Raw genomic sequence first — 17763 nt, 5'->3', positions numbered from 1 at the left:
TATAGAGTTGCTATTAATATATAAATTCTGCTAAAATACAGTTTGTTTTAGTTGTATTAAGTTTTTTTTAAGAAATTTTTAGGCTTATTATTAAGATATATATTTTAAAATATAAATGTAAGTTTAGAGTATGGTAAACTTATATTAGAACTAAAGGGGAGTTGATATTGTGAGCAAAGAAAGAATACTAATAGTTGATGATGAGAAGGAAATAAGGGATTTAATAGATATATATTTAAAAGGTGAAGATTACGAAACTATAAAAGCTGAAAATGGTGAGGAAGCATTAAAACTTTTAGAAGAAAATGATGTTGATTTAATAATTTTAGATATAATGATGCCTAAAGTTAATGGTATAGAAGCATGTTTGAAAATTAGGGAACAAAGGGAAATGCCAATAATTATGCTTTCTGCTAAATCTGAAGATATGGATAAAATTTTAGGGTTAAATACAGGAGCAGATGATTATTTAACAAAACCTTTTAATCCATTAGAATTAGTAGCTAGAGTAAAGTCCCAGTTAAGGAGGTATAAAAGGTTTAATAGGTTAACATCACAATTGGAAATGGAAAATAAGCAAGAAAATATACTAGAAATAGATGAATTGATAGTTAACTTAGAAACTCATGAAATATTCAAAGATGGTAAGGAAATAAAACTTACTCCAACTGAATTTGATATATTGGTGTTACTCGGAGAAAATAGAGGGAAGGTATTTAGTATAGAAAATATATACAATAGTGTTTGGAAACAAGATTTTATGCAGTCTGATAATACAGTTATGGTACATATAAGAAAGGTTAGAGAAAAAATAGAAGACGATCCTAGAAACCCTAAATATATTAAGACTGTATGGGGGGTAGGATATAAAATTGATAGGTAGAAGAAATAAGAAGGAAAAAATAAAAAAAGAAAAGGTTGGTATTTTTAAAAGATTAAAAAAATTATTAATAAGGATATTTTATAAATCCTATAATTCAAGACTTGGATTAAAGATTAGAGAAGTTTTGGATTGGATATTGAAAAATATAGAAAAAAGTATTCGATTTGAGCTTATGGTTGTTTTTGCAATATGTTTTGTTGCTTCATTTTTATTTTATGGATTTGCTAATAATATGCTTGCCAAAAATAGAACTGTTACTAGAATTGAGTATGCTTCAGAAGAAATTCAATCTAAGGCAAATTATATTGCTAGAGAACTAATTTCAAAAGAAGATTATTATAATAACAATGCTCAATCATATAGAATAAAAGGTTTAGATGATAAAGAAGCTATAATGGAGGTATTAAATAAATTTAACAATGGAAAAGCAAAAATATATTTAACTGATTTAGATGGTAAGATTCTTTATAATGTAAATGGAGATGGACAAGATAAGCTAGATATATATACTATTTTAGATAAAAGTAATACTGTTCAAGATGAAGGGGCAGAAAGAAGCTTTTTATATCCAGTTAATATAAATGGTGATAGAGCATATCTTGTTTATTATGAAGTTCCAAGCCCATATATTTCATATGAATATTATACTGATACAAATTCATTTTTAGCTCTTATTTTATCAGTAATTGTGTTTATTTCTATATTTATAATAGTTACAAATAAGAAAATGAAATATCTGGAGGAAATTGCAGCTGGAGTTAGATTTATTTCTAGTGGAGATTTATCTTACAGAGTAGAAGAAAAAGGAAAAGATGAAATTAAAAATCTAGCTGAAAATATTAATAATATGGCATCGGAAATACAAGAGAGAATGGAATCGGAAAGAAGAGCTGAGAAGACAAAGAGTGAGCTTATAACTAATGTTTCCCACGATTTAAGAACGCCTCTTACTTCAGTAATGGGTTATATAGGATTAATTAAAGCTGGTAAGTATGAAGATGAAAATATGATGAAAGAGTACCTAGATATTGCCTTTAATAAATCAAACCAATTAAAAGAGTTAATTGAAGATTTATTTGAATACACAAAGATTAATAATCAGGGTATTGTATTAGATAAAAATAAAGTAAATATAGTTGAGTTTTTATCTCAAATTATAGAAGAATATATTCCTATATTTGAAGAAAATGAAATAGAAGTAGTTAAGGAATTTGTAGATGAAAAATCTATAGTAGAAATAGATGCAAGTAAAATGGTTAGAGTTTTTGAAAACTTATTTTCTAATGCAATAAAGTATTCATATAAACCAGGCAAAGTTATAGTATCTACCTTTGAAAGTGATGGGGATGTTACGATAGTAATTAAGAATAAAGGAGAAAGCATACCAAAAGAAAAGGTTGAAAGATTATTTGATAGATTTTATAGGGTAGATGAAGCAAGAAACTCTAATGTTAAGGGGAGTGGACTTGGCCTTGCAATATCAAAAAATATAATAAATCTACATGAAGGTGAAATATGGGCTGAATCTGTAGGTAATGATATAAGTTTTTATATAAGGGTAAAGTGTATTAATTAAATATTAAAGTAACCTTTAGTAAGATAGTTAATAAACTAATAGAGAGATTATTTTTCTTGGAGGAAAAATGCAAAATAAAAATCCTAATAGTACTTTTGGAATAGACATAAATGAATACACTCAAAATGTTAATTTTCAAACCTTAGCAACTAACATTGACTTTTTATATATAAGATCTTCAGGTTCTGGCTCTGGAAGATTTAGGGTAGATAAAAAGTTTTTAGAGTATGCTAAATCAGCAAGAAATTATGGAATACCAGTAGGTGCTTATCATTTTGCTGTACCTTCTTATGACTTAACTACTGCGGATTCTCAATGTAATGATTTTATTAACATATTGCAGGAGGGATTTGGTAATAAGAATTATGGTGATTTATTACCGGTATTAGATGTAGAACTTCCTGTAGATAATAAAATAAGTACAAAAGCATTAATAGATTGGATAGAAAGATTTAGGAAATGCTTTGAGAAAAAAACTAGAAGAAGATTAATGTTATATACAGGGGCATTTTTTATAGAATTGTATAATGATTTTAAATTGCCAGATGGAAGTCAACCTCTTAAAAGTATGCCTTTATGGATAGCTATGTATACTAATGTACCAATTAATCCACCATATCCACCAGATTTAGGTGGCTGGAAAAGATGGAGAATATGGCAGTATAGTGAAGGTGAAACAGTTCAAGGAGTTGGTAATCCTGTAGATGCTAATTGGGGACCAGATAATTTAGATCTTTTGATGCAACCAAAGCAAGTAAGAAACTTGAATGCAGTAAAAGAAGGGGGAATGCTTAAAGTTACTTGGAGTAAAAATACTGATTCAGATCTTTTAGGTTATAATATTTTTGAAAATGGTTATTGGATAGGAACTGTTGATAAAGAGGATACTAGTTTTGAAATTAAGATATCGCAGCTTCCAGTTAAGACAAATGTACCAGTAACTATATCAATAGAAGCTTTTGATTATGATGGTGAAACATCTCAAGTAAGAACTAAGGTAACCGTATAAGTTTAATGGAGAAAGATGGAGATTCTGATATTAATAGAATTTTCATCTTTTTATCTTGCTATAGAAAGTGGCAATTATTTCATAAAAAAAATAAATATTGTTTTCATATTTATATTAATTTTGTTTAAAAAATGTAATATAATAAAATAGGCATATGAATTGTTATGGCAAGTTAGAAAGGAGTGGGGCTAGTGAAAAAATTAAACAAGAATACATTAATAGCTATAGTTGTTATAGTTTTATTAGTTATTGTAGGAATTATAGGATATGTCTTTTCAATTAATAAGAAAGTTGCAACTTGGGAAAATAAAATTTATCCAGAAATCAATGTCTATGGTGTAAACATAGGTGGATTAAATAAAGAAGAAGCAATAGCATTATTAGAAGAAAAGTTGCCAAGCATAATTATGGACAAAAAGCTAAAGGTTTTAGTTGGTGATAAAAGTTTAGAGCTAAGCTATGAAACTTTAAAACCTACTTATGATATTGAAGCTGTAGTAGAAGAAGCTTTAGATTATGGTAAGGATAAAGGTGTATTTGCTAAAAATTCTTTAGTAAAAGGCAAGAAGGCAATAGAATTAAATGCAAAGATTGATTTTGATCAAGAAGCTTTAATAGCTTTTGAAAATAAGGTTTTAGAAGAAGTTAATATTGAACCTAAAAATGCTTCTATAAATATTAATTCAGGTAATATATCAATTATTAAAGAAGAAGCAGGTAAAACTATAGATAAAGATGAACTTCATAATAAATTAGTTGAAAGTATTAACGGAAATTTAAATCATGAGCAAGAATTAACTTTTGAATTAAAGGATCAAGAAGCTAATATTAAATCTACTGATTTAGAGAAAATAACAGGAAAAATTAGTGAGTTTAGCACTCATTATAATAATACTGGAGATGGCAGAGTTAGAAATATGGAAATAGCTGCTGGAATAATTAGTGGAACTATAGTTATGCCAGGAGAAGAATTCAGTTATAATGCTTTAATTGGAGATACAACTCCAGATAAAGGATATGAAAAAGCTAATACTTATGTAGGAAATAAAGTAGTACCTGATTATGGTGGTGGTATCTGTCAAGTATCAACAACTTTATATAGAGCTATTATGAGAGCGAATATTAGATCAACTGAAAGATTGAATCACTCTTTAACAGTTTCATATTCTGAACCAGGATTAGATGCTACAGTTGCTAATGGAGTAGTAGATTACAAGTTCGTAAATACTTATGATTTCCCAATATATATTAATGGATATGTTAGTGGAGGAATAGTAAACTTTTCTATATATGGTAATGTAGAAGCTATGGGTAATAAAACTTATGAACTTGTAAATGAAGTTCACGAAAAATATGAACCTAAAAAGAAATATGAAGAAGACTCAACTATGGAAGAAGGAGTAGAAAAAGTGGTATCGTATGGTATGCCAGGATATAAGGCAAGCTCCTATCAAGTTACTTATGAAAATGGAGTTGAAATAAATAGAGAATTTATTGCAACAGATATTTATATGACAACTGATACTATTGTTAAGAAGGGTACTAAGAAGAAGGAAGAACCTAAAAAAGAGGAAGATAAGAAAGAAGAGTCTGAAACGCAAAAACCTCAAGATTCAACTAATAATTCTGAAAAACCAAACCAAGAATCAAACCAAACAACAGAGCAATGAAATAATTCCGAAAGCCAAAATTAATAATAAAAATACTAAATTTAAGTAGTAATTATTATTCGTGTTGTATATTATCAAAAATAAAAACATTTTACTTTTTGTAAAGTGTTTTTATTTTATAGAAGTATTTTGGCTTAAATTTCCCCTTAAGATTATTGTAGAACAATTTAGCAAATAATATTATTAAATAATATATTAAATTATAAAAGGAGTTTTTTTTATGACGTACAAGATGGTTTGTATAGATATGGATGGAACCTTACTTGGTAAGAGAAAGAAAATATCTAAAGAAAGTAAGGAAGTTATAAAAAAAGTATATGAAAAAGGTGTTGAAATAGTAGTAACAACAGGAAGAATATACAATAATGCAGCATATTATTCACACCTTCTAGGCGTAAAGTCACCTGTAATTGCAGCAAATGGTGCAATTGTTAGAGAGAAGAATAATAATGAAATTATTTATGAGAACATTATAGAAACGGATGTATGTATAAGGCTTATTGAAGTGTTGTATAAAATGGGTTTTTTCTTTCATTTTTATACATTAGATAGTATATATTGTAGCAATAAAATTACAAAAATTGGAACTGAATTATATATGACTAAGCAAGTAGGGTTTGAAAATTTAAAAATAAAATATCATATAATACGAAATTTAGAAGAATGGAAAGCATTTTTCAAAAGAACTAATGGACAAATTACAAAATGCATAGCTTTTTCAACAAAACCTAGTAAAATTATTAACTTAAAGAAAGAACTTAATAATATGAAAGATGTTGTTTACTTTGGTTCAGGTTCAAGAAGTGTAGAAATTAATAATAGAGGTGTATCTAAAGGGAGAGCTGTAAAGGCTCTTGCAGATTATTATGGCTTCAAAAGAGAAGAAATAGTATGTATAGGTGACAATGAAAACGACATATCAATGATTGAATACGCAGGCCTAGGAATAGCTATGGGCAATGCTATAGATGAAGTTAAAAATCTAGCAGACTATATTACTGATACAAATAAAGAAGATGGGGTTGCAAAGGCATTAAAGAAAATTTTTAATGTTTAATTTTAATGTTTAATAAAAATAATATGGAGATAAATAATAAATGACTTTGACTATTGAGTTTTCATATAGTATTATTTTTAATAGGTGTTAAATAAGTAAGGTTATAAAATCTTACTTTTTTGTTGGAGGTCATAATATGAATTTAAATATAGTTCTATATCAACCAGAAATTCCACAAAACACAGGTAATATTGCAAGAACTTGTGTTTTAACTAATTCAACATTACATTTAATTAAACCAATGAAGTTTAAGATAGATGATAAACAAGTAAAGAGAGCTGGATTAGATTATTGGAGTGAATTAAAACTTGAAATCCATGAAAGCTATGAAGATTTTATGAGAAAATATGGGGACAAAAAAATATATTTAGCAACAACTCATGGTGGTGAACATTATGATGAGGTTTCTTTTAAAGAAGGAGACTTTATAATGTTTGGAAGAGAATCATCAGGAGTTCCAGAAGAAGTACACAATGCACACGAAGGAATAAGAGTCCCAATGATAAAAACAAGCACAAGAAGCTTAAATCTTTCTAATACAGTAGCAATAATTGCCTATGAAGCTTTAAGGCAAATTGGTTTTCCTGAAATGAAATAATTAGGGGGAATAAGAATGGAAAAAATTAAAATTTTGACAGATAGTTGTTTAGATATTCCAGAAGAGTTAATTGAAAAGAATAAAATTGATATTTTACCAGTATTAATTAATTTTGGAGATAAAAGTTATGTAGATAGAGAAGAAATTAATTTAGAAGAAATGTTGGATAAAATTGAAAAAGAAGGAGTTTTACCAACTACTGCACAGATTACACCAAATAGGTTTGAAGAATACTTTAGAAAAGCTTTAGATGAAGGATATAAAGTTGTAGCAGTACTTATGTCATCAAATATGAGTGGAACATATAATTCTGCATGTATAGCAAAAGAAATGGTAGAATCAGATGATATAACAATAATAGATACACAAGTTATAACATCTGCACAAGGATTTTTTGTATTAAAAGCTTGTGAGCTTAGAGATAAGGGGTTAAGCCCAGAAGAAATAAAAGTAGAAATTGAAAAAATGATACCTAAAATGAAGGCATCACTATGCTTTGAATCCTTGGAGAATCTAGTTAGAGGTGGAAGGATTTCAAAGACAGCAGGAGTAATTGGAACAGCATTAGGTCTTAGAGTTATAATAGGCTTTGAAGATGGAATGATGGTTGCAAAAGATAAAACAAGAGGAAATAAAAAAGTAATTAAGAAAATTATTTCTGAATATGAAAATTCTGATGTGGATAAAAATGAACCTGTTATGATAATAGAAATAGGTAGTCCAGAAATTAAAAGTGAATTAAAAAGCTATTTAGATGAAAATAATATTAAATATATAGAAACCACTCCAGGTTGTGCAGTTGGTATTCACTCTGGACTTGGAGCATGTGGATTATTTTTTGTAACTAAATAATTAGAAATTATATTTATTTATATTAATAATAAAATAATATGTTTTATACAATTTAGTTTGGAGCTGTTTATGCAGCTCCTTATTTTTATATAAAAATAAAAAAGTCTTTTGCACTTGATATAACGTTTACTTAAATATTATACTATTGGTAAAGAAAAGAATAATTACTAACTGTAGAGATGTAGTTTAGTGAATGAAGGTGATACTTATGAAATTAGATTTTAATTTGAATCTTGCTCAAGAACAAAGGCTAATAATGACTCAACAAATGCAACTTTCAATAAAACTATTACAAATGTCAACTTACGATTTAAGAGAATATATTGAAAATGAATTTTTAGAAAATCCACTTCTTGAAGGAGATTTTGATTTACTTCAAGATGATAAAAAATATGAAGATAAAATTGATTATAAAGAAATGATTAAGTACTTAGAATTTGATAATTATGGTTCACAAAGCTATGGAGAGTATAATAAGGAAGATGATGTTTCACCCTTTAATTTTATTTCTGATAAGGAATCCCTTACTGAATATTTAAAGGAGCAGCTAATAGAAAGTGAAGAAGATGAATATAAGAAAGCTATTGTATCATATATGATAGAAAGTTTAGATAATAAAGGATATTTGGACATGCCTCTAGAAGAAATATGTTGTGAATTAAATATTTCTTTAGAATTAGGAAAAGAAGCCTTAGAAATATTGCAAGATTTAGAACCAGATGGTATAGGAGCTAGAGATTTAAAGGAATGTCTAAAGATACAATTAATAAAAAAAGGAAGGTTAGATGATAATTTAGAAATAATTATTGATAAATATCTAGATTTAATTGCAGATAATAAGTTTAATGAAATAGCAAAAAAATTAAAAATAACTCCTAAAGAAGCACAAGATCTAGGAGATATAATAAAAAAATTAGAACCAAAACCTTCAAGAGGATTTTATACTGGGGAGGATGTTAAGTATATAATTCCTGACGCAGCTATTAGAAAAATAGATGGTGAGTACTTTGTTATTATGAATGAAGGTGTTATACCGAGATTATCCATTAGTAATATATACAAAGATGCATTAAATAACAAAGAAGATAAAAATACTGAAAATTATGTAAAAGAAAAACTAAATAGTGCAATGTTTTTAATTAAAAGTATTGAGCAAAGAAAAAGTACTTTACTAAAGATATTAGAAAAAATTGTTGAAAATCAAAAGGAGTATTTTGATAAAGGCCAAAAATATTTAAAGCCAATGACATTAAAAGATATGGCAGAAATGATTGGGGTTCATGAATCTACTGTTAGTAGAGCTGTTAAGGAAAAGTATATATTAACTAGTTTTGGAACTATAAAAATAAAGGATTTATTTACTACTGGATTAAGTGTAAATAAAAGTATTGGAGAAGAAGTTTCAGTAATAAATATCAAAAAACAAATAAAAGCAATGATTGATGAAGAGGATAAGAAAAAGCCATTATCAGATCAATCAATATGCGATAAATTAAATGAAAATAATTTAAATATATCAAGAAGAACAGTTGCTAAGTATAGAGAAGAACTTCAAATAAAATCATCAAGTAAAAGAAAAAGAATAGAATAAAATAAAAATAATAGAATAAAATAAAATATATATAAGAGGAAAGTCAAATTTATAAAAAGTTATTATTATAACTTTCCTCTTTAAAGGGAATATAATAAAATTTTGTAAAAACTTTTGGGAATTTTTAAAGAAAATACTTTTAAAATTCATAGAAGTGTTTTATAATAATATTTGTGGGACATTTTAATAATACGCGGGACTTTTTTAGACCAAAGGAGGGTTGACTGTGCAGGAAATATTGTCATTACAAAAAAAAATAGTTCCTGAACTTGTAGAAGTCCTTGATAAGAGATATAGTATACTTAGGACTATATATTATAATCAACCAATCGGAAGACGAGTTTTAGCAAATCAATTAGATTTAAGTGAAAGAATAGTAAGAAGTGAAATAAACTTTTTAAAGTCTCAAAATTTAATTGATATCAATACTCCGGGGATGACAGTAACAGAAGAAGGACAAGAAGTAGTGGATAAATTAAAAGATTTTATACACGAAATAAAAGGACTATCAGATATAGAAAAAAATATAAAGTCTTTCCTTGGACTAAAAGATGTAGTAATTGTTCCAGGAGATGTAAAGAAAAATAAGAGCATATTAAAAGATATTGGTAAAGCTACAGCAAATTACTTAAAATCTATAATAAGAGATAATAACATAATAGCTTTAACAGGTGGCAATACAATTAAAGAGTTTGTAGAAGCAGTACCTAAAATGAGCAATCTTTCAAATGTACTAGTAGTTCCTGCAAGAGGTGGTATGGGAAGAAAGGTTGAAATACAGGCAAACACTTTAGCTGCATCTTTAGCAAAAAAATTAAATGGTTCTTATAAATTGCTTCATATTCCAGAAAATCTTAGTTTAAGTCTTTTAGATACTTTATTAAAGGAAAAAGAAATAAAAGAAGTAATAGATAATATACACAAAGCAGATATATTAATATATGGTATTGGTGAAGCATTAGTAATGGCTGAAAAAAGAGACGTTTCAAAGGAAGAATATGATAAGTTAAAAGAACTTGGAGCTGTTGGTGAAGCCTTTGGATGCTATTTTAATAAAGACTCAAAGGTTGTATCAGAAAATACTTCTATTGGAATAAATATTAATGAAGCAAGAAAAATTAACACACATATTGCTGTGGCAGCTGGGGAAAATAAAGTTGATGCTATTATTGCAACCATGATGAATAATCACAATGCGGTTCTAGTAACAGACGAAGCAGCTGGCAGAAAAATTGTGGAATATATTAAAGAACACAATAAATAAGCTTAAAATTTTTAAAATTTTAAATATAACTATTTTTAGGAGGTAATTGCAAATGGTAAATGTAGCAATTAATGGTTTTGGAAGAATAGGAAGATTAGCATTAAGATTAATGATTGAAAACCCAGAATTCAACGTGGTAGCAATCAATGACTTAACTGATGCTAAGACTTTAGCTCACTTATTCAAATATGATTCTTCACAAGGAAGATTCAACGGAGAAATCGAAGTTAAAGAAGGAGCTTTCGTAGTTAATGGAAAAGAAATAAAAGTTACTGCAGAAAGAAATCCTGCTGACTTACCATGGAAAGAATTAAACGTTGACGTAGTTTTAGAATGTACAGGATTCTTTACTTCTCAAGAAAAAGCAGGTTTACACTTACAAGCTGGTGCTAAAAAGGTTGTTATTTCAGCTCCTGCAACTGGAGATTTAAAGACAGTTGTATTCAACGTAAATAATGATATATTAGATGGTACTGAAACTGTAATTTCAGGTGCTTCATGTACTACAAACTGCTTAGCTCCAATGGCTAAAGTATTAAACGATAAGTTCGGAATCCAAAAAGGATTTATGACAACTATCCACGCTTACACTAATGACCAAAACACATTAGATGGTCCTCACGGAAAAGGCGATTTAAGAAGAGGTAGAGCTGCTGCTGCTAACATCGTTCCAAACTCAACTGGAGCTGCTAAAGCAATTGGTTTAGTTATTCCAGAATTAAAAGGAAAATTAGATGGTGGTGCTCAAAGAGTTCCAGTTGTTACTGGTTCATTAACTGAATTAGTTGTAACTTTAGACAAGAAAGCTACAGTTGAAGAAATCAACGCTGCTATGAAAGCTGCTGCTAACGAATCATTTGGTTACACTGAAGACGAAATAGTTTCATCAGACGTAATCGGAATCACTTTCGGTTCATTATTTGATGCAACTCAAACAAAAGTTATGACAGTTGGTGATGAGCAATTAGTTAAAGTTGCTGCTTGGTACGACAATGAAATGTCATACACTAACCAATTAATCAGAACTTTAAAATACTTCGTAACTAGATAATTAAATAGTTAAGTAAATATTTAAAGTTAAGTAATAAAATTTGGTCTGGTTTTATAGAAAATCTATGAGGCCAGACCAATTTTAAATTAAGCAAATAGTTTCGGTTTTTATAAATATAAAAATAAATTTAAGAGGTGAAATCAATGAGCTTTAATAAGAAAACTATCGAAGATATAGATGTTAAAGGTAAAAAGGTTTTAGTAAGATGTGACTTCAATGTTCCACTAAAGGATGGAGTTATAACTGATGAAAACAGATTAAATGGTGCATTACCAACAATACAATACTTAATAAACAATGGTGCAAGAGTTATCCTTTGTTCACACTTAGGAAAAGATGCATCTAAATCATTAGCTCCAGTTGCTAAGAGATTAAGCGAAATGCTTGATAAAGAAGTAGTATTTGCAAGAGATGAAGAAGTTGTAGGAGCTAATGCTAGAGCTGCTGTAGAAGCAATGAAAGATGGAGATGTTGTTTTATTAGAAAACACAAGATGTAGAAAAGAAGAAACTAAGAATGTTGAAACATTCTCAAAAGAATTAGCTTCTTTAGCTGATATATTTGTAAATGATGCATTTGGTACTGCCCACAGAGCACACTGTTCAACAGTTGGAGTTACTGAATTCTTAGATACAGCTGTATGTGGATACTTAATTCAAAAAGAATTAAAATTCTTAGGAGAAGCTGTTAACAATCCAGTTAGACCATTCGTTGCTATATTAGGTGGAGCTAAGGTTTCAGATAAGATAGCTGTAATAAACAACTTATTAGAAAAAGTTGATACATTAATAATCGGTGGTGGAATGGCTTACACATTCTTAAAGGCTCAAGGATATGAAGTAGGATCATCTTTAGTAGAAGCAGATAGAATTGAATATGCTAAAGAAATGATTGAAAAAGCAGCTGCAAAGGGAGTTAAGTTCTTATTACCAGTTGACCACAGAGTTGCTACAGAATTCAAAGATGTAGAAGCAGTAGTTACAGAAGATCAAAACATACCAGCAGGAAGCATGGGATTAGATATCGGACCTAAGACTGAAGCATTATATGCAGATGCAATTAAAGATGCTAAAACAGTTATATGGAATGGACCAATGGGAGTGTTCGAATTCGAAAACTTCAATAAAGGAACAATCGCAGTTGCTAAGGCTATGGCTGATGCAGATGCAACAACAGTTATCGGTGGAGGAGACTCAGCTGCAGCTGTTAATATCTTAGGATTTGGAGATAAGATGACACACATCTCAACAGGTGGTGGAGCTTCTCTAGAATTCTTAGAAGGTAAGGCTTTACCAGGAATAGAAGCACTTAATAACAAATAGGATAAACCTATTTGTAAAATGTAAAATTAATAATATAGAATGTAGAATTAAGGAAATAACTCCACTTAGGTAGAGTTATGAAATTATTTTTATTATTCAACTTTGTTGAATAATTTCATTAAATTTTCACTCTTAATTCTTCATTCTTAATTTAAATAAGAGGTGATTTAGATGAGAAAACCAATAATAGCGGGAAACTGGAAGATGCATTATACTCCAGCAGAAGCTGTAAAAGTTGTAGAAGAATTAAAGCCATTAGTAGCTAATGCAACATGTGAGGTTGTAGTATGCCCTACTTTTGTTTGTTTAGATGCTGTATTAAAAGCAGTAGAAGGATCAAACATAAAAGTTGCTGCTCAAAATATGCACTTTGAAGAAAAAGGAGCTTTCACTGGAGAAGTTGCTCCAGGAATGTTAGAAGCAATGGGAGTTAGCTATGTTGTTTTAGGACATAGTGAAAGAAGAGAATACTTCAATGAAACTGATGAAGCTTTAAACAAGAAAGTTAAGGCGGCATTTGCTCATAATTTAACTCCAATTCTTTGCTGTGGTGAAAGCTTAGAGCAAAGAGAAAATGGAACAACTAATGAAGTTGTTGGAGCTCAAATTAAAGCTGATTTAGAAGGATTATCAAAGGAATTAGCTGAAAAAGTTGTAATTGCTTACGAACCAATCTGGGCTATAGGAACAGGTAAAACTGCTACTAATGAACAAGCTAACGAAACAATAAAGGCTATAAGAAATGTAGTAGCTGAAATGTTTGGCCAAGAAGTAGCTGATAAAGTAAGAATTCAATATGGTGGATCAGTTAAGCCAAATACAATTAAAGATCAAATGGCTATGTCAGATATAGATGGAGCTTTAGTTGGTGGTGCTAGCTTAGTTCCAGCTGATTTCTCACAAATAGTTAACTTTTAATTAATTAAGGGGCTGTTTCTACAGCCTCTTTTTATTAGGTAATAATTATTATTAAAATATTTTTACTGCAAAGGTTTAACTAATAAGTACATTTATTGTTTATTTAAATTAAATATAGTATAATAAATATGAAATTAAAGAAAGATAATATTAAATAAGTTGTGGTAATATTTAAAATATAAACTGTTTAAATAAAGTTAGAAATTTAGCAACTTATGAAAAGATTTTAAAAATATAAATGTTTTTTTATTGTAAATAATATTGTCAATGTAATTTCAAATATAGATGAAAACTTGGAGGGAATTATGGCGAAGAAACCTGTAATGTTAATGATATTAGATGGATTTGGAATAGCTCCAAAATCAGATGGAAACGCTGTTGAAACAGCACATAAACCAAATTTTGATAGATTAATGGCACAATATCCAAACACACAATTACAAGCAAGTGGAATGTTTGTTGGATTACCAGATGGACAAATGGGTAACTCAGAAGTAGGACATTTAAATATTGGTGCTGGAAGAATTATATATCAAGAATTAACTAGAATAACTAAAGAAATTGAAGATGGTGGATTTTTCAAGAATGAAGCATTAACTTTAGCAGTGAATAATGCTAAAGAAAATAATGCTGCACTTCACTTAATGGGATTATTATCAGATGGTGGAGTTCACTCACATATTGATCACTTAAAGGGATTATTAAATTTAGCTAAAGAATCAGGATTACAAAAGGTATATGTTCATGCATTTATGGATGGTAGAGATGTTCCACCATCATCAGGTAAGGATTTTGTAATTGAACTTGAAGAATACATGAAAGAAATTGGTGTAGGTAAAATAGCTACTATATCAGGTAGATACTATGCTATGGATAGAGATAACAGATGGGAAAGAGTTGAACTTGCTTATAATGCTATGGTAAACGGAAATGGTGAAGTAGCAGCATGCGCAGTTGAAGCTATGGAAAAGTCATATAATGACAATAAGACAGATGAATTTGTTTTACCAGCTGTAATAGATAAAGATGGAATGATTAAGAATGGAGACTCTGTAATATTCTTTAACTTTAGACCAGATAGAGCTAGAGAAATAACTAGAGCTATTAATGATAAAGAATTTACTGGATTTAATAGAGAAACATTAAACTTAACATTTGTTACAATGACTCAATATGACAAAACTTTAGAAGGTGTTGAAGTTGCATATAGACCACAAAGTATAAATAATACTTTAGGTGAATATGTTTCAAATAAGGGATTAAAACAATTAAGAATTGCTGAAACAGAAAAATATGCTCACGTAACATTCTTCTTTAACGGTGGTGTTGAAAAAGAATATGCTGGAGAAGATAGAGCTTTAATAGCATCACCAAAGGTTGCAACTTACGATTTAAAACCAGAAATGAGTGCTTATGAAGTAACTGATGAATTAATTAAGAGAATAGATTCAGATACTTATGATATGATAATATTAAACTATGCTAACCCAGATATGGTTGGTCATACAGGAGTAATGGAAGCAGCTGTTAAGGCTATAGAAACTGTAGATGAATGTTTAGGAAGAGTTGCAGATAAGATATTAGAAAAGGATGGTACATTATTTATAACTGCTGACCATGGTAATGCAGAAATAATGATAGACTATTCAACAGGAAATCCATTTACAGCTCATACAACAGATCCAGTTCCATTTGTATGGGTATCAAATAACACAGAAGGTAGAACATTAAAAGAAGGTAAGCTAGCCGATATAGCACCTACTATGTTAAATGAAATGGGTCTTGAAGCACCATCTGAAATGACTGGAGAATGTTTAATAGTAAATAAATAATAGGTAATAGTTAATAAGTAAGAGGTAATAGTTAATTTTGGAACGCAGCTAATAGCTGCGTTTTTTTATTATAAAGAAAATTGGATAATTATATATTTTTAAATGTGGTATAATTTTGAAATAAATAGTATTTAAAATATATAAAAAGTTTAAATAAATAAAAAAGGAGCTAGATATGAAGGAAAAAAATAATGAATTAAGAAATTTTGATGAAGGAAATTTAAAAGAATTTCCATATATCTTAAATGAGAAAGAAACTAAAGATTTTTGGCATGAATCTATTAAATATATTGCATTTGGATTTATGTTTACTTTAATAACTTTTAAATTTTTATGGCTACAATATATATTACCTAGTTTTGGAGCTGTGTTTTTATATTTAGGATTTCGGAATTTAAAAAATGAAAATAAATCATTTTATAAAGCAAGCATTTTCTCAATAGTAAATTTAATATTTAATGTATTGAGTTTAATATATGTAAACACACCTTTAAATGTTAATAAGGAAAATATTATCGTTTTGGCAGCTTTATCAACAGTATTTCAAATAAGCTTTCTTGTTATATTTAGAAAAGGTATAAATAGTATTTTTAAAAAAGAAAACATAATTTCTAGAAAAGATCCTATCTTAGGTCTAATTATATGGAGGATTATAATTGTTATCTTCGTTATAACAGGCTTAGGTGGAATTTGGATTATATTTATTCCGATGGTTATTTATTATTTTTATAGTATTAGTTCTATTAATAAATTAGGATATCAGCTTGAAAATGTTAAATGTAAATATGTAAAAGAAAGAATAGTTATAAATAAAGAAGTTATTATGTTTATTTATATTATAAGTTGTATTTTTGTAGTTGGAATTTGCTGTGTATTTTCTAATCATATCAATTTGGATTCTATTGAAACTTCTCCTGTAAAGGAATTTGGTATTAGAAATAAATTAATAGATAGTGGGGTTCCGATAAATATAGTTAAAGATATAGCGGATGAAGATATTGCTATTCTTAAAAATATAATAAACATACAAAGTTTCAGTGACAATTTAAGCTTTAACAATAATTCTAAGAATACTTTTAAGGTTACAAGCATTTTTATTGAGCTTATGAATAATGAAATGTATGCAATTGAATATTTTGATTGGGGAAATGAAGGACCTTATTGGCAAGATGGGTTTGAAATTGGTAATTCCCGCCCTTTAGAACTAATAAATGGAAGATTATTATATGAAAGTGAAGATAGAGATTATTATGCTAGTATACCTAGATTAGAGGGAGGAGTGATTATAGGTAAGAATATCTTAGGTTATGAAAGTCAAGGAGAAAGAATTACAGGAGTTATAAATTATCCATATAATTCAACTAATCAAAGAGGGTATGTTTTTTATAAAATAAATATTCATGAAAATATTATAGCAGGAAATAATATTGTGAATTATAAGCATTTAAGCCATCCTTTTAGAGTACCTTATATTGAAATAGAAAAGCAAAATTTAAGCTTTAGCAATAACATGAGACAACATGTTGTTACTTTTAGTACAAAAGATAAAGAATGATTACTTTCAATTTAAATTAAAAAAATTGGGCTGTATAACAGCCCCTTAGATAAATATTTTTTTATTTTATAAAATGTAATGATAATTTTAATATAATGATATTAAATGCACATTAAAATTTTTAAGTAAATTTATTTTTTAACAAATTATAATTCAAAAACATATAAATTATAAAGTACTACCAAAATCTGAAACTATAGTTTGTCCTGTAATTGAACGAGATTCATCACTTGCTAAAAATAAAATAATGTTTGCCACATCATCAGGCATACATGGTTTAACAGATAAATCACTATGTTTAGCCATTTGTCCCATCATATTTCTATCAAGGTTCTCTGGCTTGATATGTGCTACCATTGGAGTTACAATTGTTCCTGGACATACAACGTTACAACGTATATTTGTACCTGCAAAACGTAAAGCTGTATGCTTAGTTACACCAATAATTGCAGCTTTTGATGAAACATAAGCAACACCATCTTTGCACCTTCTTTTGCAAGTAATAGTGCAGTAGCAGCTCCTACTCCAGAATTTCCCCCTGTAACTATTGCTACTTTCCCTTTTAAACGAGCCATAATATCCTCC

At 28.5% G+C, this 17763-nt stretch carries 16 protein-coding genes; 14 read left to right on the top strand and 2 right to left on the bottom strand.

Going from position 1 to position 17763, the window contains the following annotated elements:
- Positions 1 to 169 precede the first annotated feature (169 nt).
- The 14 genes from ACQRD5_RS10965 (at position 170) to ACQRD5_RS10900 (ending at position 17178) form a co-directional block, all read left to right on the top strand.
- The gene (locus ACQRD5_RS10965; protein ID WP_294170510.1) at positions 170 to 883 is read left to right on the top strand and encodes a response regulator transcription factor; all 714 of its coding nucleotides are present in this window, start codon (positions 170 to 172) and stop codon (positions 881 to 883) included.
- Positions 873 to 2459, top strand: coding sequence for a sensor histidine kinase (locus ACQRD5_RS10960; protein WP_294170514.1), 1587 nt, complete (start codon positions 873 to 875; stop codon positions 2457 to 2459). The genes ACQRD5_RS10965 and ACQRD5_RS10960 overlap by 11 nt, the downstream gene beginning before the upstream one ends.
- Before the next feature lie 67 nt (positions 2460 to 2526).
- Entirely contained in the window at positions 2527 to 3468 is a 942-nt protein-coding gene (locus ACQRD5_RS10955; RefSeq protein WP_427746800.1) for a glycoside hydrolase family 25 protein, read from the top strand.
- A gap of 191 nt (positions 3469 to 3659) precedes the next feature.
- Entirely contained in the window at positions 3660 to 5138 is a 1479-nt protein-coding gene (locus tag ACQRD5_RS10950; RefSeq protein WP_294170520.1) for a VanW family protein, read from the top strand.
- A gap of 220 nt (positions 5139 to 5358) precedes the next feature.
- Entirely contained in the window at positions 5359 to 6195 is an 837-nt protein-coding gene (locus ACQRD5_RS10945; RefSeq protein WP_294167659.1) for a Cof-type HAD-IIB family hydrolase, read from the top strand.
- 136 nt (positions 6196 to 6331) lie between these two features.
- A complete protein-coding gene (locus tag ACQRD5_RS10940) occupies positions 6332 to 6793 on the top strand; it encodes a tRNA (cytidine(34)-2'-O)-methyltransferase (RefSeq protein ID WP_294167663.1) in 462 nt (153 codons plus the stop codon).
- A 15-nt stretch (positions 6794 to 6808) separates the two neighbouring features.
- A complete protein-coding gene (locus ACQRD5_RS10935; RefSeq protein ID WP_294167667.1) occupies positions 6809 to 7645 on the top strand; it encodes a DegV family protein in 837 nt (278 codons plus the stop codon).
- A gap of 208 nt (positions 7646 to 7853) precedes the next feature.
- On the top strand, positions 7854 to 9236 hold the full coding sequence (gene rpoN, locus ACQRD5_RS10930) for an RNA polymerase factor sigma-54 (protein WP_320627441.1): 1383 nt from the start codon (positions 7854 to 7856) through the stop codon (positions 9234 to 9236).
- 226 nt (positions 9237 to 9462) lie between these two features.
- The gene (locus ACQRD5_RS10925) at positions 9463 to 10500 is read left to right on the top strand and encodes a sugar-binding transcriptional regulator (RefSeq protein WP_294167671.1); all 1038 of its coding nucleotides are present in this window, start codon (positions 9463 to 9465) and stop codon (positions 10498 to 10500) included.
- 52 nt (positions 10501 to 10552) lie between these two features.
- A complete protein-coding gene (gap, locus tag ACQRD5_RS10920; protein ID WP_294167673.1) occupies positions 10553 to 11551 on the top strand; it encodes a type I glyceraldehyde-3-phosphate dehydrogenase in 999 nt (332 codons plus the stop codon).
- A gap of 143 nt (positions 11552 to 11694) precedes the next feature.
- Positions 11695 to 12873, top strand: coding sequence for a phosphoglycerate kinase (locus ACQRD5_RS10915; RefSeq protein WP_294167677.1), 1179 nt, complete (start codon positions 11695 to 11697; stop codon positions 12871 to 12873).
- A gap of 171 nt (positions 12874 to 13044) precedes the next feature.
- Positions 13045 to 13791 (top strand): triose-phosphate isomerase, encoded by a 747-nt coding sequence (tpiA, locus tag ACQRD5_RS10910; protein WP_294167679.1) that lies wholly within the window; start codon positions 13045 to 13047, stop codon positions 13789 to 13791.
- Between the two features lie 305 nt (positions 13792 to 14096).
- On the top strand, positions 14097 to 15623 hold the full coding sequence (gpmI, locus tag ACQRD5_RS10905) for a 2,3-bisphosphoglycerate-independent phosphoglycerate mutase (protein ID WP_320901661.1): 1527 nt from the start codon (positions 14097 to 14099) through the stop codon (positions 15621 to 15623).
- 175 nt (positions 15624 to 15798) lie between these two features.
- Positions 15799 to 17178 carry a hypothetical protein gene (locus ACQRD5_RS10900; RefSeq protein ID WP_320901659.1) on the top strand — a complete coding sequence of 460 codons (1380 nt, stop codon included), beginning with the start codon at positions 15799 to 15801 and terminating at the stop codon, positions 17176 to 17178.
- Between the two features lie 168 nt (positions 17179 to 17346).
- Here ACQRD5_RS10900 and ACQRD5_RS10895 read toward each other — a convergent pair whose 3' ends face one another.
- A complete protein-coding gene (locus ACQRD5_RS10895; protein ID WP_294169233.1) occupies positions 17347 to 17622 on the bottom strand; it encodes an SDR family oxidoreductase in 276 nt (91 codons plus the stop codon).
- On the bottom strand, positions 17613 to 17753 hold the full coding sequence (locus tag ACQRD5_RS10890) for an SDR family NAD(P)-dependent oxidoreductase (RefSeq protein WP_294169229.1): 141 nt from the start codon (positions 17751 to 17753) through the stop codon (positions 17613 to 17615). Before ACQRD5_RS10890 ends, ACQRD5_RS10895 begins: the two co-directional genes overlap by 10 nt.
- Positions 17754 to 17763: the final 10 nt, after the last annotated feature.

This window comes from Clostridium sp. SGI.024 (genome assembly GCF_050315195.1).
GTDB lineage: Bacteria > Bacillota > Clostridia > Clostridiales > Clostridiaceae > Clostridium.
The sequence above is the reverse complement of the archived record's forward strand: the minus strand, read 5'-3'. Positions and strand labels throughout refer to the sequence as shown.

What these genes read in the sequence shown, in the direction of transcription:
- ACQRD5_RS10915 (WP_294167677.1), top strand. Translation starts at nt 11,695, where the DNA reads ATGAGCTTTAATAAGAAAACTATCGAAGATATAGATGTTAAAGGTAAA.
- tpiA (WP_294167679.1), top strand. Translation starts at nt 13,045, where the DNA reads ATGAGAAAACCAATAATAGCGGGAAACTGGAAGATGCATTATACTCCA.
- ACQRD5_RS10945 (WP_294167659.1), top strand. Translation starts at nt 5,359, where the DNA reads ATGACGTACAAGATGGTTTGTATAGATATGGATGGAACCTTACTTGGT.
- rpoN (WP_320627441.1), top strand. Translation starts at nt 7,854, where the DNA reads ATGAAATTAGATTTTAATTTGAATCTTGCTCAAGAACAAAGGCTAATA.
- gpmI (WP_320901661.1), top strand. Translation starts at nt 14,097, where the DNA reads ATGGCGAAGAAACCTGTAATGTTAATGATATTAGATGGATTTGGAATA.
- ACQRD5_RS10935 (WP_294167667.1), top strand. Translation starts at nt 6,809, where the DNA reads ATGGAAAAAATTAAAATTTTGACAGATAGTTGTTTAGATATTCCAGAA.
- ACQRD5_RS10940 (WP_294167663.1), top strand. Translation starts at nt 6,332, where the DNA reads ATGAATTTAAATATAGTTCTATATCAACCAGAAATTCCACAAAACACA.
- gap (WP_294167673.1), top strand. Translation starts at nt 10,553, where the DNA reads ATGGTAAATGTAGCAATTAATGGTTTTGGAAGAATAGGAAGATTAGCA.
- ACQRD5_RS10890 (WP_294169229.1), bottom strand. Translation starts at nt 17,753, where the DNA reads ATGGCTCGTTTAAAAGGGAAAGTAGCAATAGTTACAGGGGGAAATTCT.
- ACQRD5_RS10955 (WP_427746800.1), top strand. Translation starts at nt 2,527, where the DNA reads ATGCAAAATAAAAATCCTAATAGTACTTTTGGAATAGACATAAATGAA.
- ACQRD5_RS10900 (WP_320901659.1), top strand. Translation starts at nt 15,799, where the DNA reads ATGAAGGAAAAAAATAATGAATTAAGAAATTTTGATGAAGGAAATTTA.